We start from the raw sequence: 21,884 nt of genomic DNA on the forward strand, positions 1-21,884 counted from the left end.
GTTTTTTGCGTTCCCTACGCCCTGCGTGCACGAGAGCGGGGAGAGCGGCCTGGGGCAACCTAGTCTGAGAGACATGGACGTGCTTCTTGACATCTGGCTCCGCATGACGACACCGCATGCCGGATTGGAACCGATAGTCGCATGGCTGACCGTTGCAGCGGCCGCCGTGATCGTGCTGTTTCCGCCGGTGTGGCGCCTCGCCCGTCACGCCGTCACCATCGTGCACGAGGGCGGCCACGGCGTCGTCGCGCTGCTCTGCGGGCGGCGGCTGGGCGGCATCCGATTGCATTCGGACATGTCAGGGCTCACGGTGAGTCGAGGGCGACCGAGCGGACCGGGCATGATCTTCACCCTGCTGGCCGGCTACCCGGCCGCTGCGCTGCTCGGTTTGGGCGCCGCCTGGCTGCTCAGCCTCGGCTACGACGTGGGCCTGCTCTGGGTACTCCTGGTGCTGTTGGCCCTGCTGCTCGTGCAGATTCGCAACTGGTTCGGACTCTGGTCGGTGGCCGTGACCGGCGCCGTGGTTTTCGGTGTCTCTTGGTTTGGCTCCCCCCAGGTGCAGGGGATTTTTGCATTGCTGGTCACGGTGTTTCTGCTCCTCGGTTCCCTGCGAACGTCGCTGGAGCTGCAGCAATCCCGGTCGCGCCGGGCTGGTTCCTCATCGGATGCCGACCAGCTTGCGAGGCTCACCCATATTCCGGGGATCGTCTGGGTAGTCGTTTTCGTCGTCGTGCAGGTGGGCTGTCTGGCTTTCAGCGCGCGCCTGCTCGGCTTCATCCAAATCTGAGTACCGTACGCAGCCAACCGTGGCAAGGTTGATGACATGACAAAAATTGCCATCATCGGCGGGCACGGAAAAGTTGCCCTCCACCTTGCCCGTTTGCTGACGGCTGACGGCCACGACGTCAGCTCGCTTATTCGCAACCCCGAGCACGCCGCCGACGTGAGCGCGACCGGTGCTACGCCGGTCGTAGCGGATGTCGAGAATCTGACCACAGACCAGCTCGCTACTGCACTGGCCGGGCACGACGCTGTGGTCTGGTCGGCGGGCGCGGGAGGAGGCAGCGCTGACCGGACCTACGCGGTCGACCGGGACGCGGCCATCCGCTCGATCAATGCGGCCGCGCAGACCGGCATCTACCGTTACATCATGGTGTCCTATAAAGGGTCACGCGCCGACCATGGAGCCTCCCCCGACGACGGCATGTTCGCCTACTACGAGGCCAAGGCCGCAGCAGACGACTACCTGCGCGCTACGTCGCTAAACTGGACCATTCTCGGCCCGAGCGCGCTGACCCTGGACGCCGCGACCGGCGCCATCACGGTTGGTGCCGACGCCTCCGGCACGACGTCACGCGAGAACGTGGCACTCGTAGCCGCCGCCGTGCTGGCCAACGACAACACCGTGGGCAAATTCATCGAATTCACCGACGGCGACGTGCCGATCATCGACGCCATCGCCGGTTAGTCCGGGGCTCAGATCCAGAGTCAGGTGCCGCGACCGAACCAGGTCGTGACGCCGGGCGAATAGAGCACGGAATCCGGCGCGCGATCGGCTAAGCCAGCGAAACTGGCCGCGGCCAGCAGGGTGTCATCGAGGCTCACGAGCTCGGCACGGTACAACGGCCACGGCTCGTGGTGGTTGCGGAGATGCACGGTGCGACCACGGATGCTCGTGAACAGCGCCCAGCGCGCCGTCAGAAAGTCAGCCAGCGGGTCATCGACCACGGCGACAACTCCAGGGCGAGCTACGACCTCGGTGCGCCTGGTGGCGTCACCGTGGCGCGTCGACGTGTACCGGTACTGGCCGGAATCCACCCGGAGGCGGGTGCGCGACCAGACGTAGGGCAGCGAGAACAGAGCCCGGGCGGCCAATACGGCCGCGAGGCGGCTCGCCTCGAGCGACACGAACACGACACCGCGACGGCCCCGGGAGTCTTTGGCATACAGCCGCACATTCACTTCGACGAAGGTACCCACGTATGGGATAGGCGGGCTGCCGAGGATGGTCGCGCGATCGAGCACGAACGGAATCAGGCCGACCCAGCTCGAACCGTCGTATTCATCGGGCACCAGGCCGGCCGGCAGGAGCGGCGCGACCAGCGCAGCATCTACTCGCCAGTGCAGAAATACCAGGTGCGACCAGCGCTGACTCGCCACGGCCCGTCCGGCCAGCGGCGGCGCAATCGCTGAAATGGGGTAAGCCCCGGCGTTCGTCACGTAATTCCTCTCTCACTGGTCTCACGGTACTCGCTGGGCACCCACTGCGCCTGTTGATCGCCCGGGAATGCGGGCCCCGAGGCCGCCCCGCTCAGCAATCGCGGAGGCGGTCTGTGTAAACATGAAGAAGACGGAATCGTCGATATAGACCAGATGAGGGAGACGAATGCCGGGCTCGACCGTTCTCGACCTCTTTCTGATTCTGGTCTTATTCGTTGCCCTCGTTAACGGCTACCGGAGCGGCCTGCTGCAGAGCCTCACCGGAATCGTCGGAGCAGTGCTCGGCGGCATCGCCGCTTTCTTCGTGGTTCCGCTCGTCGGAGGCTGGATTCCCGCCCCGGAGTGGCGCACCCCCGGCACCATCGCGGTCGCCGTTCTGCTCGTGCTCATTGGCCACTCTCTCGGTGCATCGGCCGGCGGCATGGTCGGACGCCGAAAGAAGCGTTCGCCCCTCGGCACGATCAATCGGGTGCTCGGCGCCGCCTTCGCTGCCGTCGCCTCCGCCCTGGTCGCGTCGATGGTGGCTTTCAGCATCGGCGCCCTCGGTATTCCTTTCCTCTCCCCCGCGATCGCCTCATCCACCGTCGTCTCCGGTATTGACTCGCTCACCCCTGACCCGGTGAAGTCACTGATGGCCGAGCTGCGCTCGGTAGCCGTGGAGCAGGGGCTGCCGCGCATCGTCGACGCGTTCACCGGACCGACACCGGATGCAGCCGAAGCCGATACCAGCAGCCCGGCACTGGCCGTGGCCGCGCAGTCGGTCGTGCGCATCACCGGAACGGCCTATGCCTGCGGACAAAGCCAGTCCGGCAGCGGTTTCGTGGTCTCTGACGGCCGCGTCATCACCAACGCGCACGTGGTCGCCGGAGTAGGCCAGCCCGTCGTGGAAACCCCGGCGGGCGAATCGATGGCCGGGGAGATCGTGTATTTTGACCCGGTCGACGACCTTGCCATCATTTCGGTGCCGGGCCTCGGCGCTGCACCACTCACCGTCGGTGCTAATCTCGCTGCGGGCAAAGGAGCCGTCGCCGACGGGTATCCCTTTGGCGGACCGTATGTCTCCGACCCGGCGCAGGTCATCTCGATCGGAACCATCAGTGTCGCCGACATTTATGGCCAGGATCCGACGCCCCGCCAGGTCTACACCGTGGCGTCCGACGTGCAGCAGGGCGAATCGGGCGGGCCGCTGCTCAGCGAATCCGGTCAGGTCGTTGGCGTCATCTTTGCCAAGGCCAGCAACACCGAGAACGTCGGCTATGCCCTCGCGCTCGAAGAGGTTCAGCCGGTCATCAGCCTCGCGCCCAGCCTCGACGCCCCGGTCTCCTCCGGAACCTGCGTTCGCGGCTGAGCCGCGGCATCCGCTCGTCCCTGGAGCAGTAGAGCGGGCCTGCACCCAAAAGGGGCGGTACCGAGCCGGGATCAACCCGAACTCTGTACCGCCCCGTTACCCGAGAGTCGGGCGGGAGTCAGAAGCTAGACACGCTCGAGGGCGTAGCCCTCTTCGCCGTGCACGCTCGTGTCGATTCCGGCCAGTTCGTCTTCGTTCTTGATGCGGAAGCCGATGGTCTTCTCGATTGCGAAACCGAGAACATAGGCAACAACGAAGGAGTATGCGAGAACGGCGAAGGCTGCGATGGCCTGCACGAGGAGCTGGCTCAGGTCACCGCCGGTGAACAGCCCGGTACCAATGGCAAAGAAGCCGAGGTAGAGGGTTCCGATGACGCCACCGACGAGGTGGATGCCGACGACGTCGAGCGAGTCGTCGAAGCCAAACTTGAACTTGAGTTCGACGGCAAGGGCGCAGACGGCACCGGCGACGGCACCGAGCAGCAGTGCCCAGCCAGGCTCGAGGTTGGCGCAGGCCGGGGTGATGGCGACCAGGCCCGCGACCGCGCCGGACGCGGCGCCGACCGACGTGGCCTTGCCGTCCTTGAACTTCTCGACGAGCATCCAGCCGAGGATGGCCGCCGCCGTGGCACCCAGGGTGTTGACGACGATGATGCCGACATTCTCGAGGCCGTTGAGCCATTCAGCTCCGGCATTGAACCCGAACCAGCCGAACCAGAGGATGGAGGCGCCGATGAGCACGAGCGGCACGTTGTGCGGCTTGGTGATGCCCTTCTGAAAGCCGACGCGCTTGCCGAGTACCAGGGCGAGAGCGAGTGCTGCAGCACCGGCGTTGATGTGCACGGCGGTACCACCGGCGTAATCGATCACAGCGATATCACCGAGGCCGAGAGTCTCACCGAGTTTCATGATCCAGCCACCGCCCCAGACCCAGGCTGCGACGGGGAAGTACACGAGGGTTGCCCAGACGCCGGCGAAAATCATCCACGAGCCGAACTTGGCCCGGTCAGCGACGGCACCGCTGATGAGGGCGACCGTGATGATGGCGAAGGTGGCTCCGTAAGTGGCGCCGAGAAGGTCGATACTTCCGGTCTCGCCCATCGCCAGCTTGCCGAGGCCGAAGTCGGAGAAGGGGTTACCAGCGAATTCCGTGGGGCCGTTGACGGCGCTCATGTTGAAGCCGTACAGGATCCACAGGACGCTGATCAGGCCCAGCGCGCCGAAGCTCATCATCATCATGCTGATGACGCTCTTGGCCTTGACCAGTCCGCCGTAGAAGAAGGCGACACCTGGTGTCATAAACAACACGAGTGCGGTGGCTGTGAGCCCCCATGCAATGCTTCCGGTATCCATAGATTGTCCTTACGCGTCTCGAATGTGCAGGGTGTAGCGCGAGGCGACCTACCTCGGATACGAGTCAAGTATCTGGGGTGGGTGTTACAACAAACGTCCCGTAGTGTTTCGCATCGGTTACGAGCATCGGCTAATTGTTAACGCAAGGTTTCGTGGTCAGTCGGTGTGCGGCGGCAGTTCTCCCGTGGTGAGGGCGACCATGCGCGACTGGGAGCGCTGGTATTTCTTGCGGTACCCGCCTGCCATCATCTCGTCGTCGAAGACCTCATTGAGTGGGCGCCCACTGGCGACGATCGGAATCTCAGCGTCGTAGACCCGGTCGATGAACGCCACCAGCCGCAGGGCGTCTGACTGATCGGTCAGCAGGAAAACGCCGCGCAGGGCGATGACCTCGACGTCGCGAATGACCTTGACGTATTTCGACGGATGCACCGTGCCGAGGTGACGAATCAGGGATCCGAAATCGTCTTCGGTGACCTTGGAACCGCGCCCGAGCAGCGTGTTGACCAGGTGTTCACGTGCCTCAGGCTCCACAGCCACGGCCTGACCGGTGACATTGCGGCGACGGTAGTCGAGGCCGTCGATGCGCAGGGTCTCGAAGTTGGCACTCATGGCCGAGATCTCGCGCAGAAAGTCCTGGGCGGCGAACCGGCCCTCGCCGAGCGAGTTGGGCGGGGTGTTCGACGTGGCGGCGACGCGGGTGCCGGTGGCGACCAGTTCGCCGAGCAACCGGGTCATCACCATGGTGTCGCCCGGATCATCGAGCTCGAACTCGTCGATGCAGATGAGCTTCGCGCTGCGCAGCTCCTTGATGGTCTCCTGGTAGCCCAGCGCCCCCACCAGGGCCGTGTACTCAATGAAAGTTCCGAAATATTTTGGGCCGGTCGCGGCATGCCAGAGCGCGGCGAGCAGGTGCGTCTTGCCGACACCGAACCCACCGTCCAGGTAGATGCCGGGCAGGTCGTCCTTGGCCTGGCGGCGACGAGAGAAGAACCCGGCCGGCCGCGGATTCACGAACTCCTGCAACTTTTCGACGGCCGCGACCTGAGATGGGTAGTCATGATCGGGCCGGTAATTCTCGAACGAGGCGTGTTCAAACTGGGGAGGCGGCACCAACTCGGCCACGATTTCACGGCCCGTGATGCTGGGGGTGCGTTCGGCCAGTTGCGGAACCGTGTGCTGTGCCTTCTGGTGGGCCTCTGGTGCCATTGGAAACGCCCGTTCTCGTTCTGCTGCTGCGAATGCGCTGGATGCCGGCACCGCGTAAGTTTAAGTGGTGGGCCAGATAAGCCTAATCCGCGGTCAACCCGAATCCGTATGCATCCGGTCCACATGGAGGTTACATGTCTGCCCCGTTCGACCCGACCGAAAAGTTTGCCGCCTACGCCCACCCATCCAAACTGGTTTCGACCCAATGGCTGGCCGAACACCGCGGTGACGCCGGACTGGTCGTTGTTGAGTCCGACGAAGACGTTTTGCTCTACGAGGTGGGGCACATCCCCGGCTCGGTGAAGATCGACTGGCACACCGACCTCAACGACAAGGTCAACCGTGACTACATCGACGGTGCTGCCTTCTCCGCGCTCATGACCAGCAAGGGCATCACCCGCGACAGCACGGTCGTCATCTATGGCGACAAGAGCAACTGGTGGGCCGCCTATGCCCTCTGGGTGTTCACCCTGTTCGGCCACGACGATGTTCGCCTGCTCGACGGCGGACGCACCAAGTGGCTCGCCGAAGACCGCGAGATCACCACGACGGCATCCCCGGTCACCCCCACGGATTACCCCGTGATCGAGCGTAATGATGCCCCGATTCGTGCGTTCAAAGCGGATGTTCTCGCTCACTTCGGTAACCCGCTCATCGACGTGCGCTCCGACGAGGAATACAGCGGCGCCCGCACGACGATGCCCGCCTACCCCGAAGAGGGCGCCCTGCGCGGCGGCCACATTCCTTCCGCCGCCTCCGTCCCGTGGGCCAGGGCCGCGGCCACCGACTCCACTTTTCGTACCCGCTCCGAACTCGACGGCATCTACCTGGGCGAAGCTGGACTCGCCGCGGGCGACGACGTGATCGCCTATTGCCGCATCGGCGAGCGGTCGAGCCACACCTGGTTCGTGCTGACCCACCTGCTCGGCTTCGACAACGTGCGCAACTACGACGGTTCCTGGACCGAATGGGGCAACGCCGTGGCCGTGCCGATCGCGGTCGGCAGCGCGCCCGGAACTGCACCGGCGCCGCGCCCGTGAGCACGGACCTGCTGAATGAGATTCGCGAGGACTTTCTCGCGCTCGAGCAGAAGGACCGTTTGCTCCTGCTGCTGGAATTCGCCAACGAGTTGCCCGAACTTCCGCAGAAATTTCAGGACCACCCCGATCTGCTCGAACGAGTCGTTGAATGCCAGTCCCCGGTGTTCATCTTCGTCGAAGTGGATGCCGACGGCGCGTTTCACCTGCACGCGACAGCACCGCGAGAGTCGCCGACCACCCGCGGGTTCGCGTCGATCCTGGCCCAGGGCCTGGACGGCCTTAGCGCCGAGGAGGTGCTGGCCGTTCCCGACGACTATTCGCAGTCGATCGGTCTGAGCGAGGCAGTGTCTCCGCTGCGCCTGCGCGGCATGAGCGCGATGCTCGGCCGGGCCAAACGTCAGCTCCGGGATCGCCTCGCCGCCTGATCCTCAGACCGCGGAACTCGGCAGCGCGGTCAGCCAGGCCGCGATCTCGGCGTTCCACCGGGCGGGATCGTAGTTCCACAGTTTGGTATGCCGGGCTTCGCTGAACGCCACGAAGGTCACTGTGTCGGGCCGGCGCCCGGCCAGCCGGCGCGACCCGGTGGCCGGCACGAAGCCGTCGTCGTCGCTGTGCAGCAGCAGAATGGGCCGGTGCAGGTCGCGCGCCCTGGCCACGAAGTCGAGCCGCTTGAAATCGATCGGCTCGGTCTGCCCGGTGAGGCGCCTGGCCCAGCCTGCGCCCATAACTGCGACCGCGCCGCGGGCGATCAGAACCGGCAGCCGCCGGTCTCTCGCTTGCGCTGCGACAACGTCGGTCCAGTCGATCACGGGAGATTCCAGCACGACACCGCTGATCCGGTGCGGGTGCGCGCTGCGGGTGAGCGTCTGCAGCACCACGGCGCCGCCCATCGACCAGCCCATCAGCACGATGCTCGTCGCACCGTGCGCGGCGGCATAGTCGATCGCGGCGTCCACGTCGGGCCATTCGGTGTCGCCGAGGCCGTACCGACCGTCAGCGCTCGCGGGGGCGTCGCCGTCGTTGCGATAGGAGACGAGCAACGACGTGTAACCGGCCGCGCGAAAGACCGGCACCGCCCGCAAGGCCTCCTCGCGGCGCACTGCCCGACCGTGCACCTGGATCACCCACCGTGTCGACCGGGCCGCGGCATCCGCTGGAAAGAGCCACGCGGGAGCGAGCCCGAGGGGTGCGGGAACGGCGACCTCGGTCCATTCGAAGCCCAGATCGGCAGGGCCCTGATAGAGCCAGCCGCTGAACCGGCCACGGCGGGCCACCTGAAGGTCACCGTAGTCGACAGCGAGGATGCGCCGGGTGACGGTCGTCGCCGTGCGCGCGGTGATCTCACCGACCCGGGCGTGGCCGGTGCCGGCGCTGAAGAAGAAGCTGTAGTCGCCAGGCAGCACGGAATCGCGGTGGCGTTGCAGCGTGATGGTCGCGTTCGGCAGGTCGACCGCGACGACCATGGTGTCGTCGGTCCGCGCTGTCGGCGGGGTGACGATGGTCTTTGCCATGACCGCAGAGAGCACACCGACGGCGCTCACGACAGCTACGGCGGAGCCCGCGACGACGAGACCGGTCAGGCCGAGAATCGCACGCAGAACGTGGTGGTGACGCCCGTTTGAGGGCTGTGGGTCGTGCATGTGCACCTCCGACTGGTCGGCGTGCCTCACGGACAACACCCAGAAAAAACTCTAGTCTGCAGACGTGCCCGAAACAGATCAATCGCTCCCCGCGGAGTTTGCCGCGGCATTGACCGCGATTCGCCGCGCCACGAGCCGGGCCGAATTAGTCGTCACCGAAATTGCCGCGCCCGCCCAGCTCGCCCCGTATTCGATCGCCCTGGCCGCGAATATCCAGCCGGTGCGGCACGGAAGCGATTCCGACCTGGGTACCGGTCGCTTCATTCTGCTCTATGACCCGGAGGAGCCCGAAGGCTGGAACGGAGCCTTTCGCGTGGTCTGTTTCGCGCAGGCACCGCTCGAAGTGGAGATCGGCCTCGACCCGTTTCTGGCCGAGGTCACCTGGGCCTGGCTCGTCGACGCTCTCAACTCCCGCAAGGCCCGGTACACCGCGGCCTCCGGAACGGCGACTAAAATAATCTCGTCAGGCTTTGGCGAACTCGCCAAACAGGGGGATGGCGCGCAGATTGAGCTGCGCGCGTCGTGGACACCCCTGGATCACAATCTCACCGCCCACGTCGAGGGCTGGGGCGAGCTGCTCTGCATGCTGGCCGGCCTCCCTCCCGCTGGGGAAGGAGTCAGTATGTTGTCAGCACGCCGAGCAGCCCGTGGCTGAATCGCAGTCCAAGCAGAGCACCGTCCAACACCAGGTCGTTGACACCCGCGAGGCCTACCTCGCCGCCACCGCCGCCCTGGCCGCCGGTAACGGGCCGGTCGGGGTCGACGCTGAGCGGGCATCCGGTTTCACCTACTCGCAACGCGCGTACCTGATTCAGATCTATCGCCGCGGCGCCGGCACGTTTCTGTTCGACCCGCCGCCGATCGGCGATTTCTACGAGCTGAACGAAGCGCTGGCCGATGAGGAATGGATCCTGCACGCCGCGAGTCAGGACCTCGCCTGCCTGCGTGAGGTCGGCCTCGACCCGGCACACATCTTCGACACCGAGCTTGCCGCGCGGCTGCTCGGTATTCCGCGGGTCGGCCTCGGCGCCGTGGTGGAAGAGCTGCTCGGAGTTCACCTCGCCAAGGAACATTCAGCGGCGAACTGGTCGACCCGGCCCCTGCCCGAATCCTGGCTGGTCTACGCCGCCCTCGACGTCGAGCTCCTGCCCGACCTGCGCGATCGCATGGTCGACCTGCTGGTCGAGTCCGACAAGACCGAGATTGCCGCCCAGGAATTCGCCGCGACCCTGTCCAAGGAGGCCAAGGCCGCCCGAGTCGACCCGTGGCGGCGACTGTCGGGTCTGCACTCGCTGCGCAGCCAGCGCAACCTCGCTGTCGCCCGGGAACTCTGGTTGGCCCGCGACGAGTTCGCGCGCGACGTGGACGTCTCCCCCGGCCGTCTCGTGCCCGACGCCTCCCTGCTCGCTGCCGCCCGGGTTCTTCCGGCGACCCGGCAGGCGCTCTCCGACCTGCGCGAGTTCAATGGTCGGGCGAGCCGCAACGAGCTCGACCGCTGGTGGGCTGCGATCCAGCGCGGCCGCGCCACCACTGACCTGCCCGCGCTCAAGGCGAGCAACGACACCCTGCCACCGCCTCGGGCGTGGGGCGACCGCAATCCGGAAGCCGACGTGCGCTACAAAGCGGCACGCGCCGCACTGCAGGCCCTCTCAGACGAGGTCGAGATTCCCCTGGAGAATCTGCTCACGCCCGACTACCTGCGTCGGGTGGCCTGGACGCCGCCGGAGCCGCTGGATGCGGCATCCGTTGGAGAAGCCTTGACCACTTTGGGAGCACGGCACTGGCAAGTTGACGTGACCGCACAATTAATAGCGGATGCTTTTGTAGAAGTTCCACAAACGGCCGACCCGGCCTCGGATCTGGAGTCGTAGAAACCGGCAAACGATTCGGGCGGCCATTTTTGCCACCCTAGGATCGGACCAGACCTTGCAGATGCGATGCCAAGCGGCCGCGTCTGCGTGAATCATCTACGGGAGGCATTGTGGCCGAGAGAGCAGAAGTCGTTTTTGTGGACGGAGTTCGAACCCCGTTCGGACGCGCCGGCGAAAAGGGCATGTATTGGAACACCCGAGCCGATGACCTCGTGGTCAAGGCGATTATCGGGCTGATGGAACGTAACCCCGGCGTCCCGCCGGAACGAATCGACGACGTCGCGATCGCGGCCACGACCCAGACCGGCGACCAGGGACTGACCCTGGGGCGCACGGCCGCGCTGCTGGCCGGACTGCCGAAATCGGTTCCCGGTTTCGCCATCGACCGGATGTGCGCCGGGGCGATGACCGCCGTCACCATGATGGGATCATCGATCGGTTTCGGCGCCTACGACCTCGCCATCGCCGGCGGCGTCGAGCACATGGGCCGCCACCCGATGGGGTTCGGGGCCGACCCGAACCCGCGGTTCCTCTCCGAGCGGCTGGTCAGCGAGGACGCCCTCAACATGGGCGCGACCGCCGAACGCATTCACGACCGGTTCCCGTCGTACACCAAGGAACGCTCCGACCGGTTCGCACTGCGCAGCCAGCAGAAGGTCGCCGCGGCTTACGAGGCCGGAAACATTCAGCCGGACCTGATTCCCGTTGCCACGCGCAGCGAATCCGGCTGGGGCCTCGCGACCCGGGACGAGGCACCGCGCCCGGAGACCACACTCGAGGGCCTCGCCGGTCTGCGCACGCCGTTCCGTTCGCACGGCCGCGTTACGGCCGGCAACGCCTCCGGCCTGAATGACGGCGCATCCGCTTGCCTGCTGGCCAGCGGCGCCACGGCCAAGGAACTTGGCCTCGGCGTGAAGATGACCATGAAAAGCTTCGCCTTCGCCGGCGTTGAACCGGAGGTCATGGGCCTCGGGCCGGTGCCCTCCACCGAGAAGGCGCTGCGCAAGGCGGGCCTGTCGATCACCGACATCGGCCTGTTCGAGCTCAACGAAGCCTTTGCCGTGCAGGTCATCTCCTTTCTCGACCACTTCGGCATTGACGACGAAGATCCCCGCGTGAACGAGTATGGCGGGGCGATCGCGCTGGGGCATCCGCTCGCCTCCTCGGGCGTTCGCCTGATGAACCAGCTCGCCCACCAGTTCGAGTCGCACCCCGAGGTGCGCTACGGTCTGACCGCCATGTGCATCGGCCTCGGCCAGGGCGGCACCGTGATTTGGGAAAACCCGCACTTCAACAAGAAGGCAGCCAAGCGATGACCCACTACAGTTCCCTCGATTTCTCCTCGCTCGTCGCGATCTCGGCCGACGAGGTCGTCACGCATTCCTTCGTGCGCGACGTGCCGCTCGGTGGCGGCCGCACCTTGGCCCTGGTCACCCTCGACAACGGGCGCGACCACACCCGGCCAAACACGCTCGGCCCGGTCACCCTGCTCGAATTCGCCGCCACCATGGACGAGCTGACAGCCCGTGCCGGGCGCGGCGAGATCCACGGTGTCGCCGTCACCGGCAAGCCGTTCATCCTGGCCGCCGGCGCCGACCTCAGCAAGGTGGCCGAGATTCCCTCGCTCGAAGCTGGCAAGCTGCTCAGCCAGCTCGGTCACCACGCCCTGGGCAAGCTCGACACTCTCGGCGTACCCTCGTTCGTGTTCATCAACGGGCTCGCGCTCGGCGGCGGCCTCGAAATCGGCCTGAATGCCGGCTACCGCACCGTCGACGCGGCCGTGCCGGCGATCGCGCTGCCCGAGGTGTTTCTCGGTCTGATCCCCGGCTGGGGCGGATCCTACCTGCTGCCCAACCTGATCGGCATCGAGAACGCCCTCAAGGTCATCATCGAGAACCCGCTCAAGAACAACCGCACCCTCACCGGAGCGGATGCCCTCGCCCTCGGAATCGCTGATGTCATGTTCACGTCGGCGCGGTTCCTCGAAGACTCCATCGATTGGGCCGACGGCGTCATCGCTGGCACGACGAAGGTGGCCCGCCCGAATGTGCCCGGCAAGATCGAACGCCTGGTGAAGTGGGACGTCGCCGTCGGCATCGCCCGCAAGATGCTGGTGAACCGCATTGGCGAGGTCGCGAAGTCGCCGTACGTGGCACTCGACCTGCTGCAGGCGGCCAAGAGCGGCACGCGCGCCGAGGGCTTCGAGCGTGAGGACGTGGCCCTGGCCGGTCTCATCGCCGGAGACCAGCTGCAGGCCAGTATCTACGCCTTCAACCTCGTGCAGAAGCGCGCCAAGCGCCCCGCCGGAGCGCCGGACAAGAAACTGGCCCGCCCGATCACCAAGGTCGGCGTGATTGGCGCGGGCCTCATGGCCAGCCAGTTCGCGCTGCTCTTCGTGCGTCGCCTCCGGGTGCCAGTGGTCATCACCGACCTCGACCAGGCACGCGTCGACAAGGGTGTGGCGTACATCCACGGCGAGATCGCGGCCCTCGAGACCAAGAGCCGCATCTCAGCGGATGAAGCCAACCGGCTTCGCGCGCTCGTCACGGGTACCACCGACAAGTCGTTGTTCTCCGACGCCGACTGGGTGATCGAGGCCGTCTTCGAAGAGCTCGACGTGAAGCAGTCGGTGTTCGCCGAGATCGAGAAGTACATCTCGCCCGAGGCCATTCTGGCCACGAACACCTCGTCGCTCTCGGTCGAACAGATCGGGTCGAAGCTGGCCCACCCGGAGCGCCTGGTCGGGTTCCACTTCTTCAACCCGGTGGCGGTCATGCCGCTCATCGAAGTGGTCAATACCCCGCAGACCGACGAGGTCACCCTCGCGACCGCGATGGTGATCGCCAGCAAGCTGCGCAAGAACGCGGTGATCACCAGGGACACCCCCGGCTTCGTGGTGAACCGGGTGCTGGCCAAGCTGCTCGGTGAAGCGATGCACGCCGTCGACACCGGAACCCCGTTCGAGGTCGTTGAGGCCGCTGTGGCGCCGTTCGGGCTGCCGATGACCCCGTTCGAGCTGCTCGAGCTGGTCGGCCTCACCGTGGGCGCTCACGTGCTCGACACGCACCATGCGGCGTTCCCCGACCGGTTCTTCGAGAGTGACAACCTGCACAAGCTCGCCGAACACGGCAAGATCCTCGAGCGCGATGGCAAGGGCCGCCGCACGGGCTTCGACAAGGGCGCGCTGAAGATCGTCGCCGGCGGAAGCACTCCGATGACGGCCGAGCAGATTCTGCAGCGGGTCGAAGATGGCCTGGGCGACGAGATCAAGCGGATGCTGGACGACGACGTGGTGCACGCGGCCGAGGACATCGACCTGTGCATGATCCTCGGTGCCGGCTGGCCGTTCCAGATGGGCGGGATCACCCCGTACCTCGACCGGGTCGGCGCGAGCGAGCGGGTCTTCGGCGGAACGTTCCACACCCCGCCGATCCGCGGGATCGGTGCTGCGGTCGGGGCGGCATCCGCTCAGAACTAGCGAGCACTGCACTAACGAGAACAGGGCCCGGTCTGCACGACCGGGCCCACCCTATGGCCACGGGCCCAGTTTATAAGCTGGGCCCGTGGACGGGGCCTGGGCCCCGTCCGTATTCGGGACGCGCGTGCCGGGCGGGAGTTAGTCGCGCCGGGTTACCTGGATGGCACCGGTGTCGGTGTGATCGGCCGGCAGCGGTCGGGCGTTTGGAATCTTGCTGCCGAGCACCATGGCAACGACATCGCGAGCGATGCGTTGCGGGGTGAGGCCGACCCGCTCGAGAATCTCGGCCCGGGTACCGTGATCGAGGAACTGGTCGGGCAGGCCGAGTTCGGTCACCGCTGTGTCGACGCCGGCCTCGCGCAGATCCTGACGAATTCGCGTGCCGATCCCGCCGACCCGAATGCCATCTTCGATCGTGACGACGATGCGGTGAGCGGCGGCGAGGGTGATGATGCTCTGCGGCACGGGAACGACCCAGCGTGGGTCGACGACCGTTGCGCCGATCCCCTGCGCTGCCAGCCGGTCGGCCACGTCGAGCCCCATAGCCGCCATCGGACCGACCGTCACGATGAGGACATCCTGCTGGGTCGCCTCCTGGAGCACGTCAACGCCGTCGTCGAGACGGCGAATGGCATCGTATTCGTGGCCGACCGTGCCCTTGGGGTTGCGCACTACCGTTGGTCCGTCGTCGACCGCGACGGCCTCAGCCAGTTCTTCACGCAGTCGCGCGGAATCGCGCGGCGCGGCCAGGCGGATATTGGGTACGACCTGCAAAATGGCGAGGTCCCACATACCGTGGTGGCTGGGACCGTCCGGCCCGGTAACGCCGGAGCGGTCCAGCACGAAGGTGACGCCGGCTTTGTGCAGGGCCACGTCCATGAGCACCTGGTCGAAGGCCCGGTTGATGAACGTTGCGTACAGTGCCACGACGGGATGCAGGCCACCGAAGGCAAGCCCGGCCGCACTGGTCACCGCGTGCTGCTCGGCGATTCCCACGTCGTGCACACGGGACGGGAAGCGCTCGGCCATCTTGTGCAGCCCGGTGGGCCGCAGCATGGCGGCGGTGATCGCGACGATTCGATCGTTCTCGATAGCGAGCTTCAGCAGTTCGTCGGCAAAGACCGACGTGTACGACTGGGCGCCGGGTTCTTCGACCGATTCCCCGGTCTCCGGGTCGATCTGTCCGACGGCATGAAACTGGTCGGCCACGTCCTGCACGGCTGGGTCGTAGCCCTTGCCCTTTTGGGTGATGGCGTGCACGATGACCGGCGCTCCGTAGCCCCTGGCCTGGGCCAGAGCCTCTTCCATCGCGTGCACGTCGTGGCCATCGATGGGGCCGATGTATTTGATGTCAAGGTTGGAGTACAGGGCCTCGTTGTTTGTGACGCGGGCGAGGAACCCGTGCATGCCGCCGCGTACGCCGCGCCAGACGGCCCGCCCGGGCGCACCGAGGCGATCGAATACGTCCTTGCTGGTGAGGTACGCATCCCGGTAACTGGCGCGAGTGCGGATGGTGTTGAGGAAGCGGGCCATGCCGCCGATGGTCGGCGCGTAGGAGCGCCCGTTGTCGTTGACCACGATGATGAGCTTGCGGGTGTTGTCATCGCTGATGTTGTTGAGCGCTTCCCAGGTCATTCCCCCGGTCAGTGCTCCGTCGCCGACGACGGCGACGACGTGGCGGTCGTTCTGGCCGGTTATCTCGAAGGCCCGGGAGATTCCGTCTGCCCAGGACAGCGAGCTGGAGGCGTGGGAACTCTCGACGATGTCGTGTTCGGACTCGGAGCGCTGCGGGTAGCCGGCCAGGCCGCCCAACTGCCGCAGCTTGCTGAAGTCCTGCCGCCCGGTGAGCAGCTTGTGCACGTAGGACTGGTGCCCCGTGTCGAAGACGATCGCGTCGGTCGGCGAGTGAAAGACCCGGTGGATGGCGATGGTCAGTTCCACCACGCCGAGGTTCGGCCCGAGGTGGCCACCCGTCTTGGAGACCTCGCGCACCAGAAAGGCGCGAATCTCCGCGGCCAGCTGCGGCAATTGCTCTTTCGAGAGACCATCGAGGTCCCGGGGACCATGAATCGTCTCCAGAAGAGTCATCCGTCGTCCTTTCACGTCGTACGTTCCCACGACTGCTCATCAAACCAAACCAGCGCGCAGACTCGAATGAATCGAGTCTACGCGCCGCTGTCGTACTGGTGGAGCGCCCACCAGCAGTGCGCGTGCCGGTCTAGACGAGCGAGCGCAGAACGTACTGCAGGATGCCGCCGTTGCGGTAATACTCGGCTTCGCCCGGGGTATCGATGCGCACGATGGCGTCGAATTCGACCGCTGCCTTGCCGGCGGCCGAGAATTCACTCGGAGCGCAGGTCACGTGGACGGTCTTCGGGGTCGTGCCGTTGTTCAGCTCGGTGATGCCCGAGATAGAAACGATCTCGGTACCATCGAGGCCGAGCGAGTCGGCGCTCTGCCCCACCGGGAACTGCAGGGGCACAACGCCCATACCGATGAGGTTCGAGCGGTGGATGCGCTCGAAGCTCTCCACGATGACGGCCTTGACACCGAGAAGGCTCGTGCCCTTGGCTGCCCAGTCACGGCTGGAGCCCGAACCGTACTCCTTGCCACCGAAGATGACGAGGGGGGTACCGGCGGCCTGGTAGTTCTGGCTGGCATCGTAGATGTCGGCCTTCGGGCCTCCGGCGACGCTGAAGTCACGGGTGAAACCACCCTCGACGTTGTCGAGGAGCTGATTGCGCAGACGGATGTTCGCGAACGTTCCGCGAATCATGACCTCGTGGTTGCCCCGACGCGAGCCGTAGGAGTTGTAGTCGCCACGCTCGATGCCGTGCTCGGCCAGATAGCGACCGGCGGGGCCGTCTGCCTTGATCGAACCAGCGGGGCTGATGTGGTCAGTGGTGACGGAGTCGCCGAGCTTGGCGAGCACGCGGGCACCAGAGATGTCGACAACCGGGCTGGTTTCCAGGCTCATGCCGTCAAAGTACGGGGGCTTGCGGACGTAGGTGGACTCGGCGTCCCAGGCGAAGGTATCGCCGACGGGAGTCTCGAGCGACTGCCAGCGCTCGTCGCCGTCGAAGACGCCGGCGTACTGGGTCTCGAACATGTTCGAGTCGATGGACTCGTCGATGGTCTTCTGCACCTCGTCGGCGTCGGGCCAGATGTCCTTGAGGAACACATCGTTGCCCTCATGGTCTGTGCCGAGCGAGTCGGCGTCGAAGTCGAAGTTCATCGTGCCGGCGAGGGCGTAGGCGATCACGAGCGGCGGGCTGGCCAGATAGTTCATCTTCACGTCGGGGTTGATGCGTCCCTCGAAGTTGCGGTTACCGGAGAGCACGGCGGTAACGGCGAGGTCATTCTCCTGCACGGCAGAAGAGATTTCGTCTTCGAGCGGGCCCGAGTTGCCGATGCAGGTGGTGCAGCCGTAGCCGACCAGATAGAAGCCGAGGTCTTCGAGGTAGCCGTTGAGGCCGGCCTTCGCGTAGTACTCGGTGACGACCTTGGAGCCGGGAGCGAGCGTGGTCTTGACCCACGGCTTGCTCTTGAGGCCCTTGAGGCTCGCGTTGCGGGCCAGCAGGCCGGCCGCGAGCATGACGCTCGGGTTCGACGTGTTGGTGCAGGAGGTGATGGCGGCGATGGCAACCGAGCCGTTGTCGATCGTGAACTCACGGCCGTCGGCGAGGGTGACGTCGGTGGGCTGCGGGTGCGACTGCGTCGGGTGGCTGGTGTGACGGGCCAGGCCGCTTTCGAACGCGTGGTTGTGCGCGGTGTGTTCGTCCTGGGGGGTGAGGCCGATCGGGTCGGAGGCCGGGAAAGTACCCTCTATTGCCGCGTCCACGAGGGAGACGGGCGCGTTGGCGTAGTTGTCCAGGTCGCGTTCGAACTGGGTCTTGGCCTCGGAGAGGATGATGCGGTCCTGCGGGCGCTTCGGTCCGGCGATCGAGGGGACGACCGTGGAGAGGTCGAGCTCGAGGTACTCGCTGAAGATCGGCTCCTGGTCGGGGTTGTGCCAGAGGCCCTGCAGCTTCGAGTAGGCCTCGACCAGCGCGACCTGCTCCTCGCTGCGACCGGTGAGGCGCAGGTAGCCGAGGGTGACATCGTCGATCGGGAACATGGCGGCCGTCGAGCCGAACTCGGGGCTCATGTTGCCGATGGTGGCGCGGTTCGCGAGCGGAACGGATGCCACACCCGATCCGTAGAATTCTACGAACTTGCCGACTACTCCGTGCCCCCGGAGCATCTGCGTGATTGTGAGCACGACATCCGTTGCGGTGACGCCGGCCGGGATGATGCCCGAAAGCTTGAAGCCGACAACCTTGGGGATGAGCATGGAGACCGACTGGCCGAGCATTGCTGCTTCTGCTTCGATTCCGCCGACGCCCCAGCCGAGCACTCCGAGGCCGTTGACCATGGTGGTGTGCGAGTCGGTGCCGACGCAGGTGTCGGGGTAGGCCTGCAGGACGCCACCCACCTCGCGGGTCATGGTGACGCGGGCGAGGTATTCGATGTTGACCTGGTGCACGATGCCGGTTCCCGGGGGAACGACCTTGAAGTCGTCGAACGCGGTCTGGCCCCAGCGGAGGAACTGGTAGCGCTCACCGTTGCGCTCGTATTCGATCTCGACGTTGCGCTCGAACGAGTCCGACGTTCCGAACAGATCGGCGACGACGGAGTGGTCGATGACCATTTCGGTCGGGGCGAGCGGGTTGATCTTCTTGGCGTCGCCGCCGAGTTCGACGAGTGCCTCACGCATGGTGGCGAGGTCGACGATGCAGGGAACGCCGGTGAAGTCCTGCATGACGACGCGAGCCGGCGTGTACTGGATCTCAGTGTCGGGCTCCGCGGTGGGTACCCACGCGCCGAGGGCACGAATGTGCTCGGCGGTGATGTTGGCGCCGTCTTCGGTGCGGAGGAGGTTCTCCAGCAGCACCTTCAGGCTGTATGGCAGCTTTTCGTAGCCGTCGACCGCGTCCAGACGAAAGACCTCATAGTCCGTCGAACCGACGCGCAGGGTGTCTTTGGCTCCGAAGCTATTAACCGCGGTCTTTGTTGATTCCGACACAATGCCCTCTCCGTTGTGGGAGCCGACGGGATACCGGCGGCAGTCCTCAATTCTTGTGGCAGGCACAGCCTCGTGCCAGCAAGGCAAGCCTAACCAGCGGATGCCAGGGGCTGCCTTTTTCCATCGAGTTGCGCTGGCGACTTCTCACCGAACAACTATCTTGACGTCAAGATAACTCTAGCAGGGCGCGGGGGTCTCTCCGTCGTCATTCAGACCGCGTCAGCGGCATCCGCTTTGCGATAAACCGATCGCACCATGAGCCAGGAGACGACGAGTAGCGGCGCGTAGAGCGGGATACCCATGAGCAGCTTCATCGAGGCGAGCAGTTCGACGTTGTCGGCCAGGTAGAGCGGCAGCTGAACGGCGAGGCGGCCGAGAAAAAGGCCGGTCCAGCACAGGGTCAAGATGGTCAGGACCCGGCGCTTGGACGCGTCGAGGCGCCAGGCGACGCCGTCTCCCATCAAGAACCCGACGGCCACGCCGATGAGTGGCCAGCGCACGAGCACCGAGATGAGCAGGGCGGCGCCGTAACCGGCGTTGGTCCACAGGCCGACCAGAAAGAAGTCGGACGGTTTGCCGGAGAACAGTGCGAGCGCAACGCTGATAATGGTTCCGACCAGGCCGCCGAGAGCCGGGGTCGTGGTCTGCTTGGTGATCGCGCGCAGCGCGACGAAGATGACGCCGATCACGAGGGGTGCAATCAGCGACGGCAACAGCGTGCCGATCGGATCGCTCGTCACATCGGTCGACGGGTCGATGGTGATCGAATAGGTGAACAGAAAAACCAGGCCGGGCAGCACTGCTTCGATCAAGCCGCGGATGCCGCCCATCGCCTTCAGCAGGGCCTGGCCGCTGATCGGCTCGCCCTCCGTCGCCGCACCGAAGCCGGCGCGGCGGGCCGCTCCAGCCATCGACTCGGCGAACAGCGCGGAGGTGGACGGCGGGACGGCGCTGTCTGGCGAGCCTGCTTCACCCGGCACGGTTGGCAGCTCCGGCTGATCGGGCTGGTCTTTGGCGGTGTCACTCATGGCGTGGCAAGACGCCGGTCAGACTGCGGCGGTTTCGGTTGTGCCAGCGGGGGTGGCCGGCATGCGCAGTGGAATCAGGTCGCGCGGCGGCATCGGGATCGAACCGCGCACCACGACGATGCTGCGGAACAGGTCTTCGATCTGCAACGCGGCATCGGGATCGATGGCGCCCTCACCGGCGATCACGCCGCGAAGAAACCAGCGCGGGCCGTCGACGCCGATGAAGCGGGCGAGGCGGGTGACGCCACCGGCTTCCTGGCCGGCCGCGACCGGGATTTCGGCGACGAGTTCGGGGCCGAACGGGCCTTCGCGCGGAGTCGTGCTGCCGCCCTGCTTGCCGATCTGGTCGGCGATCTGGTCGCGGATCTCGTGCCATAGGCCGCTCGAGCGCGGCGCGGCGAACGGCTGAACCTGCAGGGTGGAACCGGCGAAGTCGAGTCCGATGGCCACGACCCGCTTGCTGCCCTCTTCAATTTCGAGGCGCAGGTGCAGTCCTTCGCGAGGAAGAATCTTGATACCGCCGAGGTCGACGTATGGACGTACCGGGTTGGCTTCCGACTCGTCGAGCGGGCCCTCGGTCTCGCGGTCTTCGGGTGCCGATTTCGGCATGGATTCGGGGATCTCCCCCGAGTTCGTGAGGTCACTCACCGGTTATCTCCTGTCTGCGGGGCGGCTGCGCCCGGCATTGGTGCATTGTCTTGAGTGCGCGGCAGAACGCCGGTCGATCCGAAACCGCCCTCACCACGCTGGCTGCCGGGAAGCTTGTCGACGGCGATGAAGGTGGCTCGGGCGACCGGCATGACGATGAGTTGCGCGATGCGATCGCCCACCGCGATGGTGAACGACTCGTTCAGGTCGGTGTTGAGCAGGGCCACCTTGATTTCGCCGCGGTAGCCGGCATCCACTGTTCCGGGAGCGTTCACGATGGTGATGCCGTGCTTGACGGCCAGACCGCTGCGGGGAACGACGAACGCCGCAAAACCATCGGGAAGGGCGATCGACACGCCGGTAGCGACAAGTGCACGGCTTCCCGGGGCGAGCTCGAGAGCCTCGGCCGCGTGCAGGTCTGCCCCGGCATCACCGGGGTGTGCGTAGTTCGGGAGGATGGATGCCTGGATCAGGACTTCGACGCTTTCTGCCACGTGTCGAGGGTAGTGCAGTTATCTGATCGAATAGAGCCATGCCTGATTACCGTGAAAAACTGTGGCCCAACGCCTGGGCCTTCATCGTCACCGCTCTGGTGATACCAGCGAGCATTCTCGTGCTCGTGCCGATCTCCCTGTTCGCCGGAATTGTTACGGCCGCCGTATTGTACGGCGGCTGCGTGCTGCTGCTCGTGCTGGCGTCACCGGTCGTTCGCGTGCAGAACGGCGAGTTGATCGCCGGCCCCGCCACAATTTCGACCACGTTGCTCGGCCAAGCGACGGTCTTCGACGGGGCCGAAGCCACGCAGGAGCGGGGTCCTCGGCTGGATGCCAGGGCCTGGCTGCTCATTCGCGGCTGGATCAAGCCGGTCGTACGCGTGCCCATCGTGGATGCGACCGATCCGGCCCCGTACTGGGTCATCTCCAGCCGCCACCCAATAGAGTTGGCCGCCGCGATCAATGAATCGCGAACGGCCAACGTGGGGTAA

General features: G+C 65.7%; 19 protein-coding genes. 10 read left to right on the forward strand and 9 right to left on the reverse strand.

The window, feature by feature from the left end:
* Nucleotides 1–73: 73 nt before the first annotated feature.
* Nucleotides 74–787, forward strand: a complete 714-nt coding sequence (locus E3T29_RS03345; protein WP_134344047.1) for a M50 family metallopeptidase — start codon at nt 74–76, stop codon at nt 785–787.
* 36 nt (nt 788–823) lie between these two features.
* A complete protein-coding gene (locus E3T29_RS03350; protein ID WP_134344048.1) occupies nt 824–1,468 on the forward strand; it encodes an SDR family oxidoreductase in 645 nt (214 codons plus the stop codon).
* A gap of 20 nt (nt 1,469–1,488) precedes the next feature.
* Here the strand turns inward: E3T29_RS03350 and E3T29_RS03355 are convergent, their stop codons facing one another.
* Nucleotides 1,489–2,220: a YqjF family protein gene (locus E3T29_RS03355; protein ID WP_092340019.1), complete on the reverse strand. Its 732-nt coding sequence runs from the start codon at nt 2,218–2,220 to the stop codon at nt 1,489–1,491.
* A gap of 166 nt (nt 2,221–2,386) precedes the next feature.
* Between E3T29_RS03355 and E3T29_RS03360 the strand changes: the two genes are divergently transcribed.
* Complete coding sequence (locus tag E3T29_RS03360; RefSeq protein ID WP_134344049.1) at nt 2,387–3,568, forward strand: MarP family serine protease; 1,182 nt, start codon at nt 2,387–2,389, stop codon at nt 3,566–3,568.
* Nucleotides 3,569–3,693: 125 nt separating this feature from the next.
* Here the strand turns inward: E3T29_RS03360 and E3T29_RS03365 are convergent, their stop codons facing one another.
* Together E3T29_RS03365 and zapE are read right to left on the reverse strand one after the other, a co-directional pair.
* Nucleotides 3,694–4,920 carry an ammonium transporter gene (locus tag E3T29_RS03365; RefSeq protein WP_134344050.1) on the reverse strand — a complete coding sequence of 409 codons (1,227 nt, stop codon included), beginning with the start codon at nt 4,918–4,920 and terminating at the stop codon, nt 3,694–3,696.
* A gap of 156 nt (nt 4,921–5,076) precedes the next feature.
* The gene (gene zapE, locus E3T29_RS03370) at nt 5,077–6,129 is read right to left on the reverse strand and encodes a cell division protein ZapE (RefSeq protein WP_134344051.1); all 1,053 of its coding nucleotides are present in this window, start codon (nt 6,127–6,129) and stop codon (nt 5,077–5,079) included.
* Between the two features lie 134 nt (nt 6,130–6,263).
* On the opposite strand from zapE, the gene E3T29_RS03375 reads away from it, so the two are divergent.
* The gene (locus E3T29_RS03375) at nt 6,264–7,169 is read left to right on the forward strand and encodes a sulfurtransferase (protein ID WP_134344052.1); all 906 of its coding nucleotides are present in this window, start codon (nt 6,264–6,266) and stop codon (nt 7,167–7,169) included.
* The gene (locus E3T29_RS03380; protein WP_241987609.1) at nt 7,166–7,594 is read left to right on the forward strand and encodes a SufE family protein; all 429 of its coding nucleotides are present in this window, start codon (nt 7,166–7,168) and stop codon (nt 7,592–7,594) included. The genes E3T29_RS03375 and E3T29_RS03380 overlap by 4 nt, the downstream gene beginning before the upstream one ends.
* A gap of 3 nt (nt 7,595–7,597) precedes the next feature.
* Here E3T29_RS03380 and E3T29_RS03385 read toward each other — a convergent pair whose 3' ends face one another.
* The gene (locus E3T29_RS03385; RefSeq protein ID WP_134344054.1) at nt 7,598–8,809 is read right to left on the reverse strand and encodes a S9 family peptidase; all 1,212 of its coding nucleotides are present in this window, start codon (nt 8,807–8,809) and stop codon (nt 7,598–7,600) included.
* 64 nt (nt 8,810–8,873) lie between these two features.
* Here E3T29_RS03385 and E3T29_RS03390 point away from each other — a divergent pair, with 64 nt between their 5' ends.
* From E3T29_RS03390 to E3T29_RS03405, 4 genes are all read left to right on the forward strand, one after another.
* On the forward strand, nt 8,874–9,464 hold the full coding sequence (locus E3T29_RS03390; RefSeq protein ID WP_092340012.1) for a DUF3000 domain-containing protein: 591 nt from the start codon (nt 8,874–8,876) through the stop codon (nt 9,462–9,464).
* Nucleotides 9,457–10,680: an HRDC domain-containing protein gene (locus E3T29_RS03395; protein WP_134344055.1), complete on the forward strand. Its 1,224-nt coding sequence runs from the start codon at nt 9,457–9,459 to the stop codon at nt 10,678–10,680. The genes E3T29_RS03390 and E3T29_RS03395 overlap by 8 nt, the downstream gene beginning before the upstream one ends.
* Before the next feature lie 110 nt (nt 10,681–10,790).
* Entirely contained in the window at nt 10,791–11,996 is a 1,206-nt protein-coding gene (locus tag E3T29_RS03400) for a thiolase family protein (RefSeq protein ID WP_104090423.1), read from the forward strand.
* Complete coding sequence (locus E3T29_RS03405) at nt 11,993–14,158, forward strand: 3-hydroxyacyl-CoA dehydrogenase NAD-binding domain-containing protein (protein WP_134344056.1); 2,166 nt, start codon at nt 11,993–11,995, stop codon at nt 14,156–14,158. Before E3T29_RS03400 ends, E3T29_RS03405 begins: the two co-directional genes overlap by 4 nt.
* A gap of 138 nt (nt 14,159–14,296) precedes the next feature.
* On the opposite strand, the gene dxs is transcribed toward E3T29_RS03405, so the two are convergent.
* The 5 genes from dxs to dut form a co-directional block, all read right to left on the reverse strand.
* On the reverse strand, nt 14,297–16,246 hold the full coding sequence (dxs, locus tag E3T29_RS03410) for a 1-deoxy-D-xylulose-5-phosphate synthase (protein ID WP_134344057.1): 1,950 nt from the start codon (nt 16,244–16,246) through the stop codon (nt 14,297–14,299).
* Between the two features lie 130 nt (nt 16,247–16,376).
* Nucleotides 16,377–19,223, reverse strand: coding sequence for an aconitate hydratase (locus E3T29_RS03415; protein ID WP_134344058.1), 2,847 nt, complete (start codon nt 19,221–19,223; stop codon nt 16,377–16,379).
* 209 nt (nt 19,224–19,432) lie between these two features.
* Complete coding sequence (locus tag E3T29_RS03420; protein ID WP_134344059.1) at nt 19,433–20,251, reverse strand: DUF3159 domain-containing protein; 819 nt, start codon at nt 20,249–20,251, stop codon at nt 19,433–19,435.
* Between the two features lie 18 nt (nt 20,252–20,269).
* Nucleotides 20,270–20,860: a DUF3710 domain-containing protein gene (locus E3T29_RS03425; protein WP_134344409.1), complete on the reverse strand. Its 591-nt coding sequence runs from the start codon at nt 20,858–20,860 to the stop codon at nt 20,270–20,272.
* A 35-nt stretch (nt 20,861–20,895) separates the two neighbouring features.
* Nucleotides 20,896–21,393, reverse strand: coding sequence for a dUTP diphosphatase (gene dut / locus E3T29_RS03430; RefSeq protein WP_134344060.1), 498 nt, complete (start codon nt 21,391–21,393; stop codon nt 20,896–20,898).
* A gap of 38 nt (nt 21,394–21,431) precedes the next feature.
* On the opposite strand from dut, the gene E3T29_RS03435 reads away from it, so the two are divergent.
* Nucleotides 21,432–21,884: a DUF3093 domain-containing protein gene (locus E3T29_RS03435; RefSeq protein ID WP_092340004.1), complete on the forward strand. Its 453-nt coding sequence runs from the start codon at nt 21,432–21,434 to the stop codon at nt 21,882–21,884.

This window comes from Cryobacterium sp. TMT1-66-1 (assembly GCF_004403435.1).
Taxonomy (GTDB): Bacteria; Actinomycetota; Actinomycetes; order Actinomycetales; family Microbacteriaceae; genus Cryobacterium; species Cryobacterium flavum.

Bases quoted from the DNA above. Each gene is read 5' to 3' on its own strand.
- E3T29_RS03345 (WP_134344047.1), top strand. From the start codon at position 74: ATGGACGTGCTTCTTGACATCTGGCTCCGCATGACGACACCGCATGCC.
- E3T29_RS03350 (WP_134344048.1), top strand. From the start codon at position 824: ATGACAAAAATTGCCATCATCGGCGGGCACGGAAAAGTTGCCCTCCAC.
- E3T29_RS03360 (WP_134344049.1), top strand. From the start codon at position 2,387: ATGCCGGGCTCGACCGTTCTCGACCTCTTTCTGATTCTGGTCTTATTC.
- E3T29_RS03365 (WP_134344050.1), bottom strand. From the start codon at position 4,920: ATGGATACCGGAAGCATTGCATGGGGGCTCACAGCCACCGCACTCGTG.
- zapE (WP_134344051.1), bottom strand. From the start codon at position 6,129: ATGGCACCAGAGGCCCACCAGAAGGCACAGCACACGGTTCCGCAACTG.
- E3T29_RS03375 (WP_134344052.1), top strand. From the start codon at position 6,264: ATGTCTGCCCCGTTCGACCCGACCGAAAAGTTTGCCGCCTACGCCCAC.
- E3T29_RS03385 (WP_134344054.1), bottom strand. From the start codon at position 8,809: ATGCACGACCCACAGCCCTCAAACGGGCGTCACCACCACGTTCTGCGT.
- E3T29_RS03405 (WP_134344056.1), top strand. From the start codon at position 11,993: ATGACCCACTACAGTTCCCTCGATTTCTCCTCGCTCGTCGCGATCTCG.
- dxs (WP_134344057.1), bottom strand. From the start codon at position 16,246: ATGACTCTTCTGGAGACGATTCATGGTCCCCGGGACCTCGATGGTCTC.
- E3T29_RS03420 (WP_134344059.1), bottom strand. From the start codon at position 20,251: ATGAGTGACACCGCCAAAGACCAGCCCGATCAGCCGGAGCTGCCAACC.
- E3T29_RS03425 (WP_134344409.1), bottom strand. From the start codon at position 20,860: ATGCCGAAATCGGCACCCGAAGACCGCGAGACCGAGGGCCCGCTCGAC.
- E3T29_RS03435 (WP_092340004.1), top strand. From the start codon at position 21,432: ATGCCTGATTACCGTGAAAAACTGTGGCCCAACGCCTGGGCCTTCATC.